The organism is Phaeobacter inhibens DSM 16374, from assembly GCF_000473105.1.
Lineage (GTDB): Bacteria > Pseudomonadota > Alphaproteobacteria > Rhodobacterales > Rhodobacteraceae > Phaeobacter > Phaeobacter inhibens.
Genome location: NZ_KI421498.1, coordinates 2,331,743 through 2,353,088, shown reverse-complemented (window position 1 = coordinate 2,353,088; position 21,346 = coordinate 2,331,743). Strand labels below are relative to the sequence as shown.

Annotated in this window: 13 protein-coding genes; 6 read left to right on the top strand and 7 right to left on the bottom strand. The window is 59.1% G+C overall.

Features of this window, described 5'->3' with window-relative positions; all coding sequences use genetic code 11:
• Positions 1-161: 161 nt before the first annotated feature.
• On the bottom strand, positions 162-1,490 hold the full coding sequence (locus INHI_RS0115025) for a dihydrolipoyl dehydrogenase family protein (protein WP_027248163.1): 1,329 nt from the start codon (positions 1,488-1,490) through the stop codon (positions 162-164).
• Here INHI_RS0115025 and INHI_RS0115020 point away from each other — a divergent pair.
• Complete coding sequence (locus INHI_RS0115020) at positions 1,385-2,710, top strand: YihY/virulence factor BrkB family protein (RefSeq protein WP_367834107.1); 1,326 nt, start codon at positions 1,385-1,387, stop codon at positions 2,708-2,710. The genes INHI_RS0115025 and INHI_RS0115020 overlap by 106 nt on opposite strands.
• Before the next feature lie 32 nt (positions 2,711-2,742).
• Here INHI_RS0115020 and INHI_RS0115015 read toward each other — a convergent pair whose 3' ends face one another.
• Both INHI_RS0115015 and INHI_RS0115010 read right to left on the bottom strand, forming a co-directional pair.
• Positions 2,743-4,014, bottom strand: a complete 1,272-nt coding sequence (locus INHI_RS0115015; RefSeq protein WP_027248161.1) for an MFS transporter — start codon at positions 4,012-4,014, stop codon at positions 2,743-2,745.
• Between the two features lie 89 nt (positions 4,015-4,103).
• The gene (locus INHI_RS0115010) at positions 4,104-4,508 is read right to left on the bottom strand and encodes a helix-turn-helix domain-containing protein (protein ID WP_014873346.1); all 405 of its coding nucleotides are present in this window, start codon (positions 4,506-4,508) and stop codon (positions 4,104-4,106) included.
• 79 nt (positions 4,509-4,587) lie between these two features.
• Here INHI_RS0115010 and INHI_RS0115005 point away from each other — a divergent pair, with 79 nt between their 5' ends.
• Positions 4,588-5,829: an MFS transporter gene (locus INHI_RS0115005; protein WP_027248160.1), complete on the top strand. Its 1,242-nt coding sequence runs from the start codon at positions 4,588-4,590 to the stop codon at positions 5,827-5,829.
• A gap of 457 nt (positions 5,830-6,286) precedes the next feature.
• The gene (locus INHI_RS0115000; RefSeq protein WP_014873348.1) at positions 6,287-7,000 is read left to right on the top strand and encodes a trypsin-like serine peptidase; all 714 of its coding nucleotides are present in this window, start codon (positions 6,287-6,289) and stop codon (positions 6,998-7,000) included.
• Positions 7,001-7,235: 235 nt separating this feature from the next.
• On the opposite strand, the gene INHI_RS0114995 is transcribed toward INHI_RS0115000, so the two are convergent.
• From INHI_RS0114995 to INHI_RS0114980, 4 genes are all read right to left on the bottom strand, one after another.
• Positions 7,236-8,405 (bottom strand): HlyD family type I secretion periplasmic adaptor subunit, encoded by a 1,170-nt coding sequence (locus INHI_RS0114995; RefSeq protein ID WP_027248159.1) that lies wholly within the window; start codon positions 8,403-8,405, stop codon positions 7,236-7,238.
• A complete protein-coding gene (locus tag INHI_RS0114990; RefSeq protein ID WP_014878960.1) occupies positions 8,402-10,768 on the bottom strand; it encodes an ATP-binding cassette domain-containing protein in 2,367 nt (788 codons plus the stop codon). Before INHI_RS0114990 ends, INHI_RS0114995 begins: the two co-directional genes overlap by 4 nt.
• Positions 10,765-12,069 (bottom strand): TolC family protein, encoded by a 1,305-nt coding sequence (locus INHI_RS0114985; protein WP_027248158.1) that lies wholly within the window; start codon positions 12,067-12,069, stop codon positions 10,765-10,767. The genes INHI_RS0114990 and INHI_RS0114985 overlap by 4 nt, the downstream gene beginning before the upstream one ends.
• Positions 12,070-12,172: 103 nt before the next feature.
• Positions 12,173-15,850, bottom strand: a complete 3,678-nt coding sequence (locus INHI_RS0114980; RefSeq protein WP_027248157.1) for an Ig-like domain-containing protein — start codon at positions 15,848-15,850, stop codon at positions 12,173-12,175.
• 704 nt (positions 15,851-16,554) lie between these two features.
• On the opposite strand from INHI_RS0114980, the gene INHI_RS0114975 reads away from it, so the two are divergent.
• The 3 genes from INHI_RS0114975 to INHI_RS0114965 are packed head-to-tail and all read left to right on the top strand — an operon-like array spanning position 16,555 to position 21,342.
• Positions 16,555-18,489, top strand: a complete 1,935-nt coding sequence (locus INHI_RS0114975) for a PrkA family serine protein kinase (protein WP_014873353.1) — start codon at positions 16,555-16,557, stop codon at positions 18,487-18,489.
• 20 nt (positions 18,490-18,509) lie between these two features.
• Positions 18,510-19,847, top strand: a complete 1,338-nt coding sequence (locus tag INHI_RS0114970; RefSeq protein ID WP_027248156.1) for a YeaH/YhbH family protein — start codon at positions 18,510-18,512, stop codon at positions 19,845-19,847.
• A complete protein-coding gene (locus tag INHI_RS0114965; protein ID WP_014873355.1) occupies positions 19,834-21,342 on the top strand; it encodes a SpoVR family protein in 1,509 nt (502 codons plus the stop codon). Before INHI_RS0114970 ends, INHI_RS0114965 begins: the two co-directional genes overlap by 14 nt.
• Positions 21,343-21,346: the final 4 nt, after the last annotated feature.

The window sequence follows — 21,346 nt, the reverse complement described above, 5'->3', positions numbered from 1 at the left end:
GATTTCGATGTTTTTACTTGGACTCGCACTGATCGACCGGACGCTCTGCAGCTGATCCTGCTGCATGCCAGACGGTAACGGACATCGGCTGGGTGTACGACTCTGTCCGCCACAAAAAAGATGCGCTCCCGTGGGAGCGCATCTTTTTGTTCGGGCGAGACTTAAGGACCGACAGTTTCCTCCCCAAAGCTCGGATGAACCCCGGTGACGGCAGCTAGATCATCAGCACTTGCGCCGCTTGCTAGGAGTGCGGCAAATGGGGCGATCATTTCAGGTGCTGCGTGGTTGACCAAGGCGATACCGCTAAGGCGACCGTCGCAGATTGCACGTGCGACAAAAGAATTCGCTGCAGTGCCGTCGTCCAATACATCGCTGGCTAGATTGGCAATAACCTCGCCATCGTCCTGCCCCTCTGACATGGACCCAACCTGGGCCACGGGCGGGATCGTGTAGGCCGACTGCGGAACCAGATCCAGATTGATCTGATCGGCGCCCGCCCCAAAATGTTGTGCGGCAAAACAGGCGCCATCGCGTGTCGCCACCGGTGTCAGGGGCAGACGGTCCGCTACATCGCCAATCGCATAGATACCGGGAATCGAGGTCTGGAAATGCTCATCAATGGCCAGAGCCCCGGTATTGGCGTGAGCGATGCCCTGAAGACCTGGCCCCATATTGTCCGTATTGGGCACCCGTCCAATCGCCGCAATGACACGATCAGCATATTGAATGCTGCCGTCATCAAAGCTCACCTTGAACATGGTTCCGTTAAAGTCGATCTGAACTGGCTTGCAGTCGAATTCGATGGTCACGCCCTGTTTCTCGAGACCAGCTTGCACGCAGTCGACGGCGGGCGCGTGAAACTGCTCCAACAGCCGGTCGCTATCGGTCATCAGCTGGACTTCACTACCAAGCGCCGCAAATATGCTGGCAAACTCGCAGCCGATATAGCCGCCGCCGATAATAAGCAGTCGGCCGGGCAGATCGGTCCAGTGGAAGACGTCATCGCTTGTGACGGCAAGATCCCCTCCCGGAATATCCAGAGCACGCGGGCGGGCACCGGTGGCGAGCAGCAGCTTGCCCGGTTGAAAGACATCGCCGCCGGCGTGTACCTGACCAGCTTCGCCAATCTCGGCGGTTGCCCGCAGCAGGCGAACGCCGGCTTGTTGCAGCTCTTCTTCGAAATGGCGATTGAGCCGGTCGATCTTCGCGTCGGACCGGCGGCGTAGGGCCGCGAAATCAAGGTGAGGTCTGTCGGTCAGGCCGACCTTGGCCATTTCTCTTAGGCTCTGCTGTTGCGCCGCTGCGCTCCACATCAGTTTTTTCGGCGTGCATCCCCGGTTCACGCAGGTTCCACCCAGTTCTGCCCGCTCGATCATGACGACAGATGCGCCAAGCCGTGCGGCGGCCTTTGCTGCGGCCAGCCCTCCGGAACCTCCGCCGATCACCACAAGATCATGGGAGGCGGCGGGTGGGTGGGTTAAATGGCTCATGGTTATCTCCGATCAGACTGAGTCAGGACCCCAACCCGCAGACAACGGGTAAGTTCCAAGAAACAAAAAGCGCGTTTGTTGCGTTGGTCTGTCAACTCAGGAGAGACATCATGCCAAGCCAGCCAGACAATCGAGGGGATGCGTCCAGAGAGGCAGCTTCCACTGTAGACTACACTGAGGACGGTACTCCGGTTACGGATGATTTTGCGAATACTCCCCCCCAAGGCCGGGATGCGCTGCGGCCGGACGGCGCGGCGGGCGATAGCTCTGTTACCGCTAACCAAGGACGTCTCTCTACCGCCACGGGCTGGCTAGGAAGGCTCCCTTCGTCCGTCAAACTGCTCTGGTGTGCGTGGACCCGCATGGGCAACGCTCATGGCGGGCTGTTGGCGGCGGGTGTGGCCTTCTACGGGCTTCTGTCGGTGTTCCCAGGTATCACCGCGTTTGTTGCACTGTTTGGGTTGATTGCGGATCCGACATTGATCACCGAGCAATCTACGTGGCTGACCAGCCTATTACCGTCTTCGGCGGCGGAGCTGGTTAACCAGCAGTTGGTGCAGGTTGCAGGGGCGCGGCCGGACACACTCGGTTGGGCCGCTGCGGCCTCTGCAGCGCTGGCATTATGGTCGGCGTCACGCAGCACCGATAGTGTGATCCAGGGGTTAAACGTCATTTTTGGCACGAAGGAGCAGCGCAGTTTCATCGTGCTGAAAGCCGTGATTGTCACCATCACATTTGCCGCAATCTGTGGTGCGCTTCTGCTGCTGTTAATCGTTGCAGCAATTCCGGCAGCGGTTGCGCTCTTTGGGGACTCCGCCCTGCTGGCGGGGATAACGCAACTGCTGCGCTGGCCGTTGATGTTTGTGGTCGGGATTGCCGGGATTTCTCTGCTGTACAGATTTGGTCCGGACCGGTCGGGCGAGGGCTGGCAGCTGTTTACTCCCGGGGCAATCCTCAGTTGCACGCTTTGGGTGGCTGGGAGCATCGGTTTCAGCCTCTATGTGCAGGCCTTTGGCAGCTACAACGAGACATTTGGCGCGCTGTCGGGGGTGATCCTTCTCCTCACCTGGATGTGGCTTTCGGCCTTTGTCATCCTGTTTGGCGCCGGGCTGGATGCCGAAAGGCGGGCAAACACTGAGACTGATTGTGCTCCACTGTCGGCAGAGGCCGAGGGCGGCCCAGAGGTGCGAGATGGCCAGTCGTCTTCTTTTGCAGCCTGAGATGCACAGGCGAGGTGTGAGGTGATCAACGGTCAGTCGTCAGCCTCGTCCTGCACCTCGCTCAACCGTGCGCCAAGAGCTGCGCCAAGCCCGCTGAGCATTGCGAGGATGGCCAAAACCGGGGCGGCGCCTATAGCATCGGCCAGCAGCCCAAAGCCGCCGCCCAGCAGGAGGAGTACCCCAATCATCGTGTTGGAAAGCGCCGTATAGACCGATGTGTGCCCATGGGTGTCCATGTCCGTCAGGTGGGTCTTTCGCCCGGCGCGCGCGCCTTGGTAGGCGATCTGCGCCACAAAGACAAAGCCTGCGACAACGACACTGGCAGGCGCTCCGGTTGCCCAGCCAACTGCTGCCGCCATGGTCAGCGTCACAGCGCTTAACGCACCGGAGATCATCAAGGTCTGGCGGCTGGAGCGATCCGACAGTTTTCCCCAGATATATGACGATACAATAGCCGCAACCGATGACGCCAGCACCAAGAGACCAAGGTTGCCAAACCCGCTCTCTGCATTTCGGCCGCCAAGCATCACCAGAAACGGTGGCGCGAGGGCGGTTGAGATCAGCAGTGCTCTTGTGCCGATATAGCGGCGCAGCTCCCGGTCTTCTTTGAGTGGACGTAGCAGCTCGTTCGGGGCAAAACCCTCCGCTTCCTGAGGTGCGGCCTCGGGCTCATCCAGTCGCGCAAAAATGGCTGCTGAGCCAAGCCAGAAAACCCCTGCCAAAGCAACCACCAGCGAGATTGCAACAGTCGTGCGTGGCAGAATGCCGGTGCTGAGAAGAATGGCAAACAAGAACACGCCACTGGCCGCGAGCGTCCCCGCCGTGCCAGAGACCGAGCCGCGTTTACCCTTGTCCACGGTGCGGGCCAGAATATCCTTATAGCTGGCAGAGCAGGCCGACCGCGCCACCGCGAGCAACGCCAGACAGACCAAGATGACCCACCCGGCCCAATACCCCGGCAGCAACAAAGCCGCTGCTGCCATGCCGAGTGCCGCCAGCCCTTGCAGCGCTGATCCCGCAGCCCAATAGTATTTGCGCTGGCGACTTTGTTCGATGCGCTGTGCAAGTGCCAGCTGCGGCAGCAGTGACCCGGATTCACGCACTGGAACCAGCACGCCAATCAGGTAGCCCGGCGCCCCGATTGCGTTGAGCAACCAGGCCAGAACCAGTTTCGGGTCGATCAACCCGTCGGCCAGTTTGGTTGCGGTCAGTGCGATGACATGGGTGGCAACCCGGTCAGCGGCTTGTTGATCGGGGGCCTTCGCATCCGTGATCAGCTTATAAATCGAATTTGCCACACCCATGATGTCTTTGCCTCGTAGCTGAACCTCTTGCTCCCTGCGATATGGATCAGAGCGTGCATAAGTCTATGGGCGATGAGCCATATGCAGTGTCAACCGGTGGCACGCGCGCGGTTCGCAACCTTCAGCAGGCGTTGAAATGTTGGACATTCCATATGCGACGGGGCAGGGCAGTCGGCGACGTGGCGGATGGCGTCCCGCAGTGTCGACAGGCTGTGGATTTGCTGATCCAGTTGGTCCGCGCGCTGATGCAGCTCTGCGCGTGGTAGATCGGGTTGACCATCGGAACCGAACATGCCGGAAATTTCCGCCAGTGTGAAATCGGCGGCCTTGCCAAGCGCGATGAGTGAGAGCTTTAAGAGCGTCTCCGGTCCGAATTGCCGCCGCAGCCCCTTGCGGCTCAGGGAGGTGATCAGGCCGAGTTCCTCGTAATACCTGAGCGTGGCGGGCGTGACACCACAGCGGGCAGCAACCTCTCCGATGTCATATAGGCGCATCGATTTCCCCTCTTGACCTAAAGTGGACTTGAAGTCGCAGAGTGCTTGAGAGTGTTGAATATCACAACAGGAGTTTTGCATGTCCGGGCAGATAGACACAGGATCCGACGGCATTTGGAGAGATCCGCGCGCCATTGCATTGTTGCTGGCGGCAACTTTGACGATCATGGCAAACGCCACCATCAGCCCGGCGCTGCCAGGCATCGAGGCAGAATTCGCCGGAAGCCCGAATGCAGCGTTGCTGACGCGGTTTTTGGTGCCTGCACCATCGCTTTCAGTCCTGATTTGTGCGCCCGTCGCAGGGTGGTTTGCAGACCGATACGGGCGCCGCTGGATGCTGTTGTTGGGCGTCGTGCTCTTTGCGATCAGCGGTGCGGCGGGGCTGATGTTGCCCGACTTGACATCCATCATGATCAGCAGATTGCTGCTGGGGGTGGCTGTGGCCATGATCATGACGGCACAAACCGCGCTGATCGGCGATTACTTTGTTGGCGATGCACGGCGCAGTATGATGGGGTTGCAGACCTCGGCGCGCAACTTTGGTGGGCTGCTGTTCATCACCTCTGCCGGCTGGCTGGCGCTGATATCTCCCCGGCTGCCGTTTGCCATCTACGGCGCTGCAATCATTTTGGTGCCGCTGGTCTGGCGGTACGTGACAGAGCCGGATCCGCTTCGCCAAAACCAACATGTTGCCGGGGCTGAAGGTGGTGCAGGCCACGTAAGATGGCGGATACTGCTCTCCGGACTGGCGTTGCTACAGATGATTACCAGTCTGGTCTTCTTTATGATGCCAACCCAATTGCCGTTTTTCCTTGCCTCACAAGGCGGGGATCATTCGGCAAAGACCGGGTTAATGCTGGGCATTCTGACGCTGTCTGGCGGCATGATGGGGTTCTTCTACCTACGCATCAACCGGGTTCTTCGTGAGGCTGGTTCCTATATGCTGGGGTATGCTCTGATGGCGGGTGGCTTCCTGCTGCTGACAGTTGACGGCGATCTGTGGCACAGCATGGCGATGGTTACCATTGGTGGCGGGTTGGCAACCGTCATGCCAAATTTCATCGCCCTGGCTCTGGCGTTATCACCGGCCAACCGGCGCGGCATCGTTGCAGGAGCGTTGATGGCCTCGGTGTTTCTGGGACAGGTCCTGTCCCCGGCTGTAAGCATTCCGGGAATCGCCAAACTCGGGTTTCTGGGGATGTTTCGTGCGGCGGCTGTGCTGTTGGCCTGTCTGGCAATCGGCGCTGCTATGTGGGCCCTGATTCCCCGGCTCAATATGATTCTTATCGAGCCGTTCAGGGGGCTACGCCGCTCCAGGTAGGTCAAATTGGCAGCATCACACCACCGCGCGTTAAGATATTGCAGATAAAACCTAACAGAGCGTTAAGGCCTGGTTTTGATTTTTTGAAAGGTAAGGCGGCTATTTTCCGTCGGTAGCTGTCGTCAATGAGGGCCGCGCCCGCGACATTGTGGCGACCGTGCCGCGGTAAGGTCGCAATGCTGCGGTGTTGGGTTGTGGAATGCCGGGGTACTGCGGGGTGACAACTTGATTTGGCAAATGATTACAGTGACTTATTAAAAAGTTAATAAAATCACTGAGAAATTGTGTGCGCTCTGCGGTTTTTTTGCGATGATGGGGCATCAAAACCCTGGGGGGGGTACTGATTTGTTAATAGAGACTTATTTCGCGCATGGTTTCGGCCATGTTCGGCAGCTTCGCGCCTCATTCCGGCCGCAGCCTTACACCAAGGTGTGAGCGTGGGAATTTGGAGAGGGTGATGAAACGCATTTTTGCTGCTTTTGCGGCATGCCTCCTGTTTGGCATGCCTGATAGTGCTGCTGCGGAAGATCCGCAGTCCAGCATCACCTCCGTTGTCGGATGGGAAGCCGTAGGTCGGCTGAACATTTCGGGACGGAACATGTGTACCGGGGCATTGGTTGCGCCGGATCTGGTCGTGACTGCCGCGCATTGTGTCTATGATCCGACCACCGGTCGGCAGGTCGACCCGACCAGTATCCGCTTCGAAGCGGGTCTGAACGGGCGGCGGGCAAAGGCGGCGCGGTCGATCACAAAGACGGTCGTGCATCCCAGCTATCAATATGAGCAGCCGGGCGATTCACAGCTTGGCAATGACATCGCGATTCTTCGGTTAGACCGCCCCATCAGTCGCAAGATGATCCAGCCTTTTGAATTGGCCAACCGTCCGGCGCGCGGCGCGTCGGTTGAGGTTCTGTCCTATTCGATGGCGCAGCAGAACCGCCCCAATCTGGAGCAGAACTGCCATGTCTTGGCGCGACAGGCGCAGATCGTGGTCATGACCTGTCGGGTTGATTTCGGAGCCTCCGGGGCGCCGGTGTTTGATGTGGTGCCGGGCCGGATGCCGCGGTTGGTTTCGGTCATTTCGGCCAAGGCGGCGGTAGGCAATCGCAGGGTATCCATCGGGACGTCATTTGACCGAACGGTGATTGCGATGATGCGTTCTGCCAGCTGATGTGATGATCTGACGGGGTAAACCGGCATAGAGACCGGGTCGAGCAGCCCCCGTTGGCCCATTCGGACAGACGCATGCCAGATGTTTTCGGGCAAAGCACCTGACTGATGAAAAGCATCTTGTTGAGCTGCCCTCCCTGGCTCACGCAGCCTCAGACAGATCTCAGCTCAGCGACGAGACGCTGCGATATCGCCTGATCCCGATTGGAACGCAGGGGGTGGGCTGAGAACAGGCACTAAGGTTCGCGTAGCGCCTCGCGGGATTTATACAGCGGCTTCAGCATGTAATTGAGGATCGTCTTGCTACCGGTCTGCAATTCCGCCGTGGCGCGCATACCTGGACGGATCTCAATCGCCTGCTGGCGTTCGGTAAACTCCGACCGGTCCACTTTCACAGTAACACGATAGTAAGGTTCGGCACGCGGATTGCGTTCGTCCTCGAATGTATCAGCGGAAACAAAATCCACCTTGCCACGCAGCGAGCCATAGATGGTGTAGTCATAGGCCGAGAGTTTGATCGTGGCATCCTGTCCGGGTTGCACGCTGGCGATATTCTCGGGCTTCACCCGCGCTTCGACAAACATCTCCTCACCCAGCGGGATGATTTCGACAATCTCCTCGCCCGGGCGGATCACGCCACCGATGGTGGTGACGGCCAGACTGTTGACAATCCCTGCCATGGGGGAGGTGATCACGGTCCGGTTCAGCTGGTCCTGCGCCAGCCGCAGTTCCTGCCGGTAGGAGGTCAGCTCACGCAGCGTCTTGGAGTAGTCCTCCGCCAGCTCAAGCTCTGACTGGGTGCCGATTTCATTGTATTTCGCCTGCGCATCGCTCACAGATTTTTGCGCGCGATTGACCTCGATCAGCGCAACGATCTCTTTTTTATAGAGGCGCTGCATGTTGGCCAATTCATCCTTCAACTGGTCAAGGATTTCGCGGGCACTGGCGCGACGGCTGGTAAAATCTGTCTGACGGGCATTCAAAAGCGCGCGTTCAGACGTATAAATTCCGGGAGAGCGATCCGCCAATTCCTCCGGCACATTGAAGTCGAAGGCACCTTCCAGTTCGGCCTCAAGCCGATACTGTTTGATTTCCAGCGCGTCGATCCGGTCCTGCAGATCATCTGCTGCGGCGCGGAACTTGGTGTCTTGCAGACGGGCAAGGATCTGGCCCGCTTTGACCGCATCGCCCTGATGGACATGCAGTTCGGCAAGAATGCCGCCCTCAAGGTTCTGCACGATCTGGGAGCGCGAGGAGGAGACAACCTCGCCATCCGCGCGCACGATTTCATCAACCCAGGCAAAGCTGGCCCAGAGCAGAAACACCACCAGCGCGCCTGCGACCAGATAGATGATACGGCTGGCCCCGCGCGAGGTTTCGCGAAGATCGTAGCCGGTTGAGATCATTTGGTTTCCCCTGCCGCGAGATGGGCCAGAACCTGATCACGCGGACCGTCTACGACCATGCGGCCGGACTGGAGGATCAAAGTGCGGTTTGTCAGTGACAGGATCGGCATGCGATGGGTGGCGATCACGGTTGTGCGCCCTTCCAGCCAGGTTTCCAAGCGGCTGACCAAGGTCCGTTCCAACGTCTGATCCAGCGCCGCCGTAGGCTCATCCAGCAGGACAATAGACGGGTTCTGCAGCCACAGGCGGGCCCAGCCGATGGATTGGCGTTGCCCGATGGACAGACCGCCGCCCCCGTCGAAAATTTCCAGGTCGAGGCCCTTGTGGTGGTTGCGTACATGCGCGCCAAGACCTGCAAAATCCAACGCTGTCATTAACCGGTCGTCGTCGCGTTCCAGCTGGTTGAGGTTCAGGTTTTCGCGCAGGGTGCCGGCAAATAGGCGCACGTCCTGGCTAAGATAACCGATATGACGGCGCAGATCGCGCGGGTCTATTTGGGTCATATCAGTGCCGTCGATCATCACCCGGCCGCGATCCGGTGCATAAAGTCCCGACATCAGTTTGAGCAGCGTAGATTTGCCCGAACCATTGACGCCCAGCACCGCGACCCGCTGGCCTGGTGTCACCGCGACACCCGGCACATCCAGCGTCGGTGCGCCATCTTCGTCATAACGGAACATGACTTCGCGCAGTTCAAACCGCCCTTGAAGGCTGTCGCGGCGCAGATAGGACCGCTCGTCTTCTTTTTCCTGAGCAGAATTGGCGATGGCATCTAGGCCTTCCAGCGCGCCTTTGACGTTGCTCCAACGGGCCAACGTGGCGGCAAACTGGGTCAGCGGGGCCAGCGTTCGGCTGGTCAGGATGCCGGTCGCAATGATGGTGCCAACTGTGAATTCTCCGGCAAAGACCATCAAAGTACCGACAACAACCGACCCGATGTAGGTCGCTTGCTGCACACCCTGTGACCAATGGGTCAGGGCGCTGGACAGTCGGCGCTGCTCGGTTGCGGCATGGGTGGACAGGGTGTTCAACTCGTCCCAGAGGCGCAAGACGCGATCTTCGCCGCGCTGGCTCTTGAGCGTGTCCAGCTCATTCACCACCTCGTGCAGCAGGCGACCTGCCTTGGCATTTGCCCCTTGGGTCTGGCGGGTCAGCGCAATCATGCGCTTCTGCATGAAATACGCGGGCAGCAGCATCAGAATGCCACCGGCAATGATAATCCAGACAATCGGGCCGGCAATTGAGGCGACGAGCAGCAGGAACACGGCGATGAAGGGGATATCAGCCAGTGTCGAAATCGTGGTCGAGGTGAAGAACTCGCGCACCGAGCCGAAATCGCGCATCGCGGCAAACAAGCCTGATGGCGGCAGCGGTTTCTTATCCGACCGCATCCCGATCAGGCGGCGCATCAGGTTGTTCTGAACCGAGAGCTCAATCTGGCGTCCGGCAGCATCGGTGAGCCGGGCACGGGCCAGTTTCAGCAGCGCTTCCAGCATGATGGCGAGGAAAGCACCAACAGCCAGCACCCAAAGCGTTGCATGGGACTGGTGCGGCACGACGCGGTCATAGACCTGCAGGGAGAACAGCGCGACCGAGACTGCCAGAATATTGGCAACCAGAGAGCCGAGCATGATTTCACCCACCTGACGGCGGTATTTGGGGAATTCCCCCCAGAACCAATGGTCACTTTCCAGCTGCGGGGTATGACGGGCGGCGATCTGCTTCAACGAATTCCGCGCGCCCAGCGTGGTGCCGGTGAAGTAGGGGCCGAACTCGCCCACCGGAACATCCGCGCGATTGTCCGTGCAGGTGGTGTCATAGACGCTGAGCATGTCGCGGCTCTGCGACAGCACCAGCACACATTGGCCGTTGTTCATCATTGCCAGCGCGGGCCAGCTTTCGGCGGTGAGAAGCACCTGATGATTGATCTGGGCCTGCATGCCAGTGGTTTGAAGCGCACGTGCAAGCGAGTCCACGGAGACATCGCCAGGGTCATTGCGCCACATGTGCTCGGCAATGTCGCTGAGAGCGACATTGGTGCCCTTGAGTGCGGCAAAGGTCGCGATCAATGCGGCGCGGTGCTGAATGCGGGCTGTCGCATCCTCGATCAGTGCGCTGACCTCACCGATGTCACCGTCTTCCAACAGCCCAGTCAGATCCACCTCAGCCATCGGCGGGGCAGCAGGGCCGGGGGGGGGCGCTGGCGCAGCAGAAGCCGGTGCCAGATGTGGTGCGGCTTGGGTCTCAACAGCACGGAGCACAGGTTTGCCGCCACCGACGCGTGCGGCATCATCCGGCGCGCGGGGGGCTGGGGGGACGGTCCGCAGCACGGTCTCATCTGTCGGGCGGTTGGAATTGCTCAAATCCGGTCCCCATCGGCCAAAAGTCCCATATCGCTTGCCAGCGCCAGCTGGATCAGAACGACTTCGTATTTTGCATCGATATGGGCGTGTTCGCGGCGTACCACTTCTTCATAGATGGACACCACATCCATGACCGAGCGTTGCCCGGCCTTAAACTGTGCCTGAAACAGGCGATAGGTCTCGCGGCTGGTCTGCGCCAGCGTTGCGGCTTCGGCCTCTTGCCTGCGATAGGAGGCAAGGCGCTGCATCTGCCGACTGTAGTCGCGGCGCGCGTCTTCTTCGACTTCGGAGACCTGACGTTTGGCAATTTCCTTTGAGGCTTCAATCGCCTTCAGCGCGGCAGGGGTGCCAAGGCCAAAGGGCTGGGCCAGATCAAGTGTCAGCCCCGCACCGGACCCGTCACTGGTGACATTGCCCGCCGCAGAGACCTGGGGCAGCAGGCCGGCGCGTTCCATCTTGGCCTGTTCCACACTGCGGGTAGCCTCGGCTTCGGCCTTCAGCACGGTCAAATAGGTTCCGGCTTCCGGAGGGGAGGCCAGATGTAGGCGGCTCGGGGTCTCCGCAAAACTTTGACCGGTGATCGCTTTCAACTCGGCGGTGGCTGTTGCTGTGGCGTCCTTGGCTGTTGCTACAGCAGAGCGCATACCGTTGATTTTGCTCTGTACCACATTGAGATCGGCGCGATCAGAGACTCCGCCTTCAACGCGGCCCAACACGATACGCTCGAATTCATACATCCGTGACAGGGCACGGGTGCCGACGGCGGCTTTCTCGGCGCCACGCAACCCGGACACATAGAGGCTGAGCGCGGTTTCGGCGCGCTCGTTCATATCAATCGACAGGTTTACGGCGGCGACCTCGACGTCGGCGGCGGCAAAGGCGCGCTCGGCCTTGCGGCGGCCGTTGTCGAACAGCACCTGCTCAATCAGGATCCCAGCCACCAGATCCCCAAGATCCGTCAGGCTGACCGAGGGGCCGAGCGTTGGTAACCAGTTTTTGGACTTGGCTTCGGCGCGCAGCTTGGCGCTGGTCAGCTCTGCCTCTGCAGCGCGGGCAGAGGCGGAGATCGTTGACTGGGCCACGACGTCATAGATGCTGCCGTCCTCCAGCAGCGATTGACGCTGCATCAGATTGGAGATCACAACCGAGGGGTTCTTGGCATCCGGCTGGGCAAAGCTGCTGGCGCGACGGCTGACGTCCGTTTCGGTGCCTTCGCCGGGCTTGGCAAAGGGCAGGGACTGCATGCAGGCCGACAGGCAGCACAACAGTGCCACCGCGCCAATGGGTCGTCCCAGTTGCATTCTGCCCCCTCGCATCGCCTGTGTCCTTACCCTTGTTGCCGGGTATTTGTCTCGGGGGCCAAAATGGCCAGCGCCAAATCGGCCCCCGGTTGACCCTTGTGGATCAGAGAACCACCTGCACGTCCTGGTCGACAATCAGCGTCGTGCCATCGTTGCCGATGGTGTAGACATTGAAGGTCTCGCCGTCGATCTGACGGGTACCACCTGCGTTGCCGCCGGCCAGGGTGATGGTGTCGTTGTTGTCGCCCCGGATCGTGAGCGTGTCCGAATTGCCGGACAGCGCTTTGATAGCGGATTCGTTCAGGGTCAGGCTGACATCCGATGCATAGTGCAGGTTCAGATCGTCCACGTTGAACTGGCCAAGGGCCGCGTGATCCAGAGAGCCTGAATTGGTCGCATTGTCGTCAAAGACCACGAGCGTGCTGGAGGTATTGCCGACCGCGTCATTGCGCGACAGCACAAGATGCGTCCCATCCGGAATAGCAGTGCCAAAGCGGAATTCCGTTCCGTCGATAGGATCGACGGTTTTGGACGCAGCAGGGGACCCCATGGTGCCATTCGGATTGAGCGTATTGACAGAATAATTGTCGGTCGCATCCAGCGTTTCCAGCCGGACGATCCCATTGCTCGATTCTGTGACCGTGTTGATCGTCGCGGCGCCAACTTCGGTATCGACCGAGAACTGCTCCACAGTGCTGCGTTCATTGCCGGCGGCGTCTGTGGCACGGATGGTGGCCGTTGCGGTATAGGTGCCGTCGGGCAGATCCGCATCAGAGAAGGTCACGCTCCAGTTCCCGGAGGCATCAACCGTCGCGTTATTGGTGATCGCGCCGATGGTGACGGCAACCGTAGAGCCAGCCTCAACCGTGCCCGACAGGGTGGTGCCCGCGATCTGCTCCGCTTTGTTGACGATGTCGTCCGACGTCTGGTTCGGCTGAACCGTCAAAGGTACCACTTCGGTATCGAGTGCAACGGTGTCAGAGACACTTGCCGTGTTGCCCGCATCATCAATGATCGAGGCGGTAATCGGCAAGGATTGGGTGCCTGTCGGAATTTCGGTCGCCGGGAAGGTCGTGGCCCAGTCGCCGTTGACATCGGCGACCACCTGGCGGCTTGCAGCGCCGAGGCCAACCGTCACGGTCAGGCCTGGCGTCGCGGTGCCACTGATTTCGACACCGTCGGCACGTTCAACGGCGTTGATCACGTCGTCAATCTCGATCGGGTCGGGAGATAGCGCCACAGTGCCTGCAACGGTGTCTACCCGAAGGGCAGAGGAGGCCGAAGCAGTGTTACCCGCTGCGTCCGTTGCCGACACTGTGACCGAGGTATTGTATTCGCCAGCCGCCAGCGCGCCTGGCTCGAAGAGGGCGCTCCAAGTGCCATTTGCGGCCACGGTTGCGGTCCGGGTTACACCTGCGACCGTTACCTCGACGGCAGACCCTGGCTCAGCAGCGCCCGTAAGAGTTACACCGGCCTGCGCTTCAGCGGCGTTGACGATATTGTCGCCGCCTGCCTGATTGGCATCGATGCTGACCGCGGTCGAGGTGTCGACGCGCAGGGTGCCTGTAGTGCTCTCGCTGTTTCCGGCGGCGTCCGTTGCAGTGACGCTGATCGGAGCATCATATTCACCGGGGGTGATTTCGCCGGTGGTATAAGGCGCGCTCCAGCGGCCCTGTGCATCGGCTGTCACTGTGCGCGTGATGCCTTGGAAGGTGACCGCAACGGAGGCACCGGCCTCCGCAGTGCCGGTCAAGGTGAGGCCGCCTGCGGCTTCCGCACCATTCAGCACGTCATCGCCACCGGCCTGCCCGTTGTCGAGGCCAACGCTGGTCGTGGTGTCGACGTGGATCTGGCTGCTGGCCGAAGCCGTGTTGCCGTAGGCATCGGTCGCCGTCGCTGTCACGGTTGTGTCATAGGTCCCATCGGCAATGTCGGACCCGGCAAAGCTCGCCGTCCATTGCCCTTGGGCATTGGCCGTCACGGTGCGGGTTGCATTGCCCAGCTGAACCACAACGCTGGCGCCTGCCTCGGCGGTGCCGGTCAGATCCAGGCCGTTGTTGGCCTCGACCGCGTTGATCAGGTTGTCACCTGCAAGCGGGTTGCTGAGTGCCACCTCGGTTTCGGTGTCTACACGGACGGTACCGGTGGTGGAGGCTGTGTTGCCGAGCGCATCGGTTGCAGTGACCGAGACGTTGGCATCGTATTCGCCGGTTGGGATCTCGCTGCTGGCGAAATCCGCACTCCAGTTGCCCTGCGCATCCGCCGTCACGGTGCGCGTAGTCCCCTCAAGTGTCACAGCGACGCTGGCGCCGGCCTCGGCCTTGCCCGTCAGGGTTACACCGCTGGTCGCTTCCGGAGCGGAGATTACATTGTCGCCTGCCTGAACCGCGTCGAGAGACGCCGTGGTTTCGGTGTCCACAGGGATCGAGGTTGAGGTGGAGCTGGTATTGCCGCTGGTGTCGGTCGCCACGGCAGAGACGCTTGCGTCATAGGTGCCGGTTGCGATTTCCGAGCTGAGATAGCTGGCCGACCAGTTGCCCTGTGCGTCAGCCGTCACGGTGCGGCTAACACCCTGGAAGGTCACCACAACACTTGACCCGGCTTCGGCGGTACCCGTGAGGGTGATGCCCGCTGCCTGCTCGGCACCGCTGATCATGTGATCATTGCCCACTTGGGTGTTGATGGTCACACGGGTTTCGGTGTCGACATCAACAGTGTGGGTGGTGGTGCTGGTATTGCCAAAGGAATCAGCGCTGGTGACTTCGATGGTGGAGCTGTAGATGCCCGTCGCCACTTCGTTCACGCTGTAGTTCACCGACCATGTGCCGTCATCGGCAACCGTCGTGGTGCGGGTCACGCCCTGGAATTCCACGCTGACGCTGGCACCGGCTTCTCCGGTACCGTTGATCACAACACCATCGGCCACTTCGATATAGTTGATGTGGTCATCGCCCTCGACGGTGTTGACAGCGATCGGCGGCGGTGTGGTGTCGATGATGACCGAAGGGCCATCAAGATTGAATTCGGTCCCGTCCGGGTCCTTTACGTAGACTGTGGTCTCGTAAGAACCGTCTGGCGGCAGGTTGGTGACCGGGAAGTTCGCAACCCAGGTGCCGTCGTCCTTAACCGTGACGGTTTCGGTGATTGTGCCCAGTGTTACCTCGACGGTGGAGCCGGGGGCGCCGGTGCCGCTGACGACCACATCTTCGGTGGTGGATCCGGCGACGGGATAGGTTGCATCGGGGTTGTCGACGGTTGGTGTGACTGCGCCGCCACCACCGCCGCCGCCGCCACCACCGCCAACGATGGCAGCTGCACCGACAACACCGGCCGCCGCGCCGGCGGTGCCGAGGCCGCCAAGCAGTGGTGCTACGAGAGGCGCAACAACTGGTTCAATGCGTTCCACGTCAAGGAACACCATATCATCATAGGCGCTCCACTTGCCGCTTAGGTCTAGCGGTTCGTAGCTGGCATAGAGCATCCCATCGGTACGGTCCTCCAGAACCACCTCGACGAAGTTGCCTTCCTCGCTCAGGAACAGGTTTTTATTTCCCGTTGCACCGGTGTTGAAGAAATCATCCAGCACCACCACCTGGCCGTCGATCAGCGTGATATGAAGGTCCTGACCGCGCCGCGCATAGCTCTCGACATCGGACGGGCCGAGGTTCAGCGAAATGTCTTTCGCCGTTGCTGTTGCAATTGTCGCCTGGGGGGTGTCAGCAGATGTACCATGCTGTTTGGTGCCCGCCATGTCGCGGACGATGTATCCAACCGTACTCATTTTTATATACCGCTCGTCAAAGACCAAAGCGCCAGAATCGTAGCGCCAAGGTAGCCTGCATTGTTTTGCCCATCAGCCGTCTCCGCGGCCATATTGACGCCATATTGCTGCCTTCTCAGCGGCCTTGTCTAGGTTTTGATGAGCGGATTTTTACCGAAAAGATCCGGGTGTGGCTAATTTGTATTCAATTTGCATCGAAGTTTATTGGGTGATTTTTGTTAATGTTCCCCTCTGCTTGACGTTAGGGAATTTATTGCACGGGGTTTGCGATAGGTTTGCGCGGCGCGCCAGCGTTCATGGGCCTTATCTCTAAGGCGGTTGTCGGAACTTTCCGTATCTTGGACGGCGTGATGAAGGTGCGTTTTGGGTGGCCCAGGTCACGTGTATATCGCTGATGTGTGAACAAGTGTTCTATTAAAACGCACTGGCAATTAACCAAAAAGACACCAGTTTCAGATAGGATGAAGGGCATAATTGGTGTAGAGTTGATCCTAAGTACACGACGCCGAAACCCAGGCCACAGCTGGAATGTCACCGCTCAGAGTGACCCGCTGGTCTTGTATCGCCGGATCCGGCGCCGAGCAGAATTCAGACGAATATTTTCACGCGGACATTACTTGGCCCTCGCGCTGGGCGCCCTCTGTCCGTGTGCGATCTTGGACCCCAGGAGGACCGGCGCGCAGTAACTAGGAGGCTAGAGCCAGATGAAAGACATTGCCGAAATCTTTGCCGAACAATATGGTGAAACGCGCGAGCAGGAGATGTCACTGCAGGACTATCTGAATGCCTGCCGTGATGATCCCAGCATGTACGCCAATGTCGCAGAGCGCATGCTCAAGGCGATTGGCGACGAAGAGCTGGTCGATACGTCAAAAGATGCGCGACTGGGCCCGATCTTTCAGAACCGGACCATCAAACGATACTCTGCCTTCAAGGATTTCTACGGGATGGAGGACACGATCGAGCGGATCGTGGGCTACTTCCGCCACGCTGCGCAGGGGCTGGAGGAGCGTAAACAGATCCTCTACCTGTTGGGTCCGGTTGGGGGTGGTAAATCCTCTCTGGCAGAGCGTCTGAAGCGTCTGGTCGAGGAACAGCCGATCTACGTGCTGAAGGCCGGGGACCATTTGTCTCCCATTTTTGAAAGCCCGCTTGGCCTCTTTGATCCGGTGCGGATGGGCAAATTGCTGAACGATGAATACGGGATCGCACAGCATCGCCTGCCGGGGCTGATGTCGCCATGGGCGGTACAGCGGCTTGATGAATTCGGTGGCGATATCAACAAATTTTCGGTGGTACGGCTGTATCCCTCCCGGCTGCGTCGCATCTGCGTGGCCAAGGTTGAACCGGGTGATGAGAACAATCAGGATATCTCCACTTTGGTGGGCAAAGTCGACATTCGTCAGCTGGAGCATTTCAGCCAGGACAACCCGGATGCCTATAGTTTCTCAGGCGGTTTGAACCGAGCGACACAGGGCATCCTTGAATTTGTCGAGATGTTTAAGGCTCCGATCAAGATGCTGCACCCGCTGCTGACAGCGACGCAGGAAGGCAACTATATGGGGACCGAGAGCTTTGGCGCGATCCCCTTCACGGGCCTGATCCTTGCCCATTCAAATGAATCTGAATGGCAGCAGTTCAAGAACAACAAGAACAATGAGGCCTTCATCGACAGGGTGTCGATTGTGAAGGTGCCGTACTGTCTGCGTGTCACCGAAGAGGCGAAGATCTACGACAAGCTGATTGAGCACAGCGAGCTTGCGGCGGCGCCCTGTGCCCCTGAGACGTTGAAAATCCTCAGCCGTTTCTCGGTCCTCACCCGGCTGAAGCCGCATGAGAATTCCAACCTCTATTCCAAGCTGCGGGTCTATGATGGCGAGAGCCTGAAGGATACCGATCCGAAGGCAAAGACCGTGCAGGAGTATCAGGATCGCGCCGGTGTTGATGAGGGGATGAACGGGATTTCCACGCGCTTTGCCTTCAAGGTGCTGTCGACCACGTTCAACTTCGACACCGATGAGGTTGCGGCAGATCCGGTCCATCTGATGTATGTGCTGGAACAGATGATCAAGCGCGAGCAGTTCCCGACGGAGACGGAGGCGAAATATCTCGCCTTCATCAAGACGGAACTGGCGCCGCGGTACGAAGAATTCATCGGCAACGAAATCCAGAAAGCCTATCTGGAGAGCTATACCGAATACGGGCAGAACGTGTTCGACCGGTACATCTCTTATGCTGACGCCTGGATCGAAGAGCAGGATTACAAAGACCCCGATACCGGCCAGCTCTATGATCGTGAGGTTCTGGATGCGGAACTCAGCAAGATCGAAAAGCCCGTCGGCATCGCCAACCCCAAGGATTTCCGCAATGAGGTTGTGAAATTCGCTCTGCGCCACCGCGCGAATACCGGGTCAAACCCGGCGTGGAATTCCTATGAGAAGCTGCGCGATGTGATCGAAAAACACATGTTCAGCCAGGTTGAGGAACTGCTGCCGGTGATTTCCTTCGGCTCCAAGAAAGACAGCAAGACCGAAGGCAAACACCAGGAGTTCGTCGAAAGGATGCGCAGCCACGGCTACACCGATCGGCAGGTCCGCAGGCTGGTGGAGTGGTATATGCGCGTGAACAAGGCGGGCTAACAAAAAAGGGTGGGTGCCAGATGCATCATTTTATCGACAGGCGCGCCAATCCCAAGGGCAAGAGTTTGGGGAACCGGCAACGGTTCCTTGAGCGTGCCCGCGAAAGTATCAAGGAACGTGTCGACAGATCGGTCCGAGATAAGTCGATCAAGGATGGTGGTGGCATCCCGGCCGAAGGTGAAAAGGTCACCATCCCCTCCCGCGGGCTGAAGGAACCCCGTTTCCACCATTCGTCAAAAGGGGGGCGGCGACGCCATGTGCTGCCGGGCAACAAGGAATTCGTGGTTGGCGATACGCTGAAACGACCCCAGGGCGGCGCGGGTGAGGGAGGCAAACAGGCCTCCGAGGATGGCGACGGCGCGGATGAATTTTCTTTCACCCTGACGCGCGACGAGTATCTTGAGATCTTGTTCGACGGGCTGGAATTGCCCGATCTGGTTGAAAAGGCCACTGTAGAGACGGAAACCATCGGAACACGCCGCGCGGGGCTGACCACTGCGGGCACGCCGAATAACCTCAACCTTGTGCGGACCATGCGAAATTCCCTGGGGCGCCGGATCGCGTTGCAGCGGCCCTCCGTCAGATCCATTGCCGAGCTACAGGCCGAGATCGAAGAGCTGGAGGCGCTGCCGGAACGCAGCAAAAAACAGGAGAGCGATCTCGAGGATTTGCGACACCGGCTGGAGGTGTTGGAGCGCAAACGTCGGGTGGTTGGCTACATCGATCCGCTGGATCTGCGGTATGATACACATGTGCCTGAGAAAATCCGCAACTCGCGTGCGGTTGTCTTCTGCCTCATGGATGTGTCGGGCTCCATGCAGGAGCGGGAGAAGGATCTGGCAAAACGCTTTTTCCTGCTGCTGCATCTGTTCCTGACACGCAGCTATGAACACACCGAACTGGTGTTCGTCCGCCATACCCATCACGCGCAGGAGGTAGATGAGGAGACGTTTTTCTATGCGCGCGAAACCGGTGGCACCATCGTCTCGACCGCGCTGGAGAAGATGAAGGAGATCGTCGCAGAACGGTATCCGCCGGATGAATGGAACATCTATGGTGCGCAGGCTTCTGACGGGGAAAACTTCGGCAATGACTCGGCGCGCTGCAAGGCGCTGCTGCTGGAGGACCTGCTGCCAGTTTGCCAGTATTACGCTTACGTTGAAATCGTCGATGAAAACGCCGAGATGCTGTTGAACAATCCCGAGGCGGGCGAGGATTTGTGGCAGAACTACCGGCAGGTGAAGGCACAGGCTCCGCACTTTGAAATGCAGCGGGTGTCGCAACCATCGCATATCTATCCGATTTTCCGGGAATTCTTCCTTCCCAAGGCAAAAGGGGCGCAGAATGCAGGCGGGTGACACTGTCGCGACACCGATGTTCACGGGGCCAGAATGGACCTTTCAATTGTTGGAAGTCGCGCGCGACGCGATTGAGGAAATCGCGCTCAATGATCTGGGGCTGGACGTCTATCCAAACCAGATTGAGATCATCTCGGCCGAGCAGATGCTGGATGCCTATTCCTGCGTCGGCCTGCCATTGATGTATCAGCATTGGTCGTTTGGTAAGCATTTTGCCCGTGATGAAGCGCTTTACCGGACCGGGCGGCAGGGGCTGGCCTATGAGATTGTCATCAACTCGAACCCCTGTATCAGCTATAATATGGAAGAAAATACCATGGCCATGCAGACGCTGGTCATGGCGCATGCGGCCTTTGGGCACAATCATTTCTTCAAGAACAACTACCTGTTCCAGCAATGGACTGACGCGGCCGGCATCCATGATTACCTGGCCTTCGCCAAGAATTACATCTCGGCCTGCGAGGAACGGTATGGCCTCAGCGCGGTGGAGGAAATCCTGGATGCGGCCCATGCGTTGCAATCGCAGGGCGTGTTTCGCTATGGGCGTCCGCCCAAACCAACCACCGAAGAACTGGCCGCGATGCAGAAGGTGCGTGAAGGTTATGAAAGCGCTCAGAGCGTATTGGACATCTGGACCGATGCGACGCTGGGCCAGGACAAGCTGGAGCAGATCAAGGATGAACCCTACAGTGCCCGCCGCAAGCTGATGAATCTGCCGCAGGAGAACCTGCTGTATTTTCTGGAAAAGCACAGTCCGGTGCTGGACCCTTGGCAATGTGAGATCCTGCGCATTGTGCGGATGCTGGCACAGTATCTCTATCCGCAGAAGCAGACCAAGGTCATGAATGAGGGCTGCGCGACCTTTGTGCATTACTACATCATCAACAAGCTGTTCGAGCAGGGGCGCCTGACCGAAGGCGCTTATATGGAAATGATGCACAGCCATACCAATGTGGTGCTTCAGCCTGAGTATGATGACCCGCGCTATTCCGGCATCAATCCCTATGCGCTCGGCTTTGCGATGATGCAGGACATCCGCCGTATCTGTGAGAACCCGACTGATGAAGACCGGGAGTGGTTCCCTGATTTTGCAGGCGATCCGGATTGGCGGCGGGTGATGCGGGATGCCTGGGCCAACTATCGCGATGAGAGTTTCATCCAGCAGTTCCTGTCACCGCACCTTATCCGCAAGTTCAAGCTGTTCACGCTCGCCGATGATGCGGATCAATCACATCTGGTGGTGAGCCAGATCCACAATCGCAGCGGCTATCGCTCAGTGCGCCGAGATCTCGCGCATTCCTATGATCTGGCCTATTTAGAGCCTGATATTCAGGTCACCGACGCCGACCTCAAGGGGGATCGTGAGCTGAAGCTGACCCATACGGTGCGGGATGGGATCCACCTGTCGGAGGAGGATCGCGATGAGGTGCTGAAGCATCTGCGCAGGCTATGGGGATACGATGTCAGTCTTGAGGCGGTCGACGCAGGGGGATGACGTC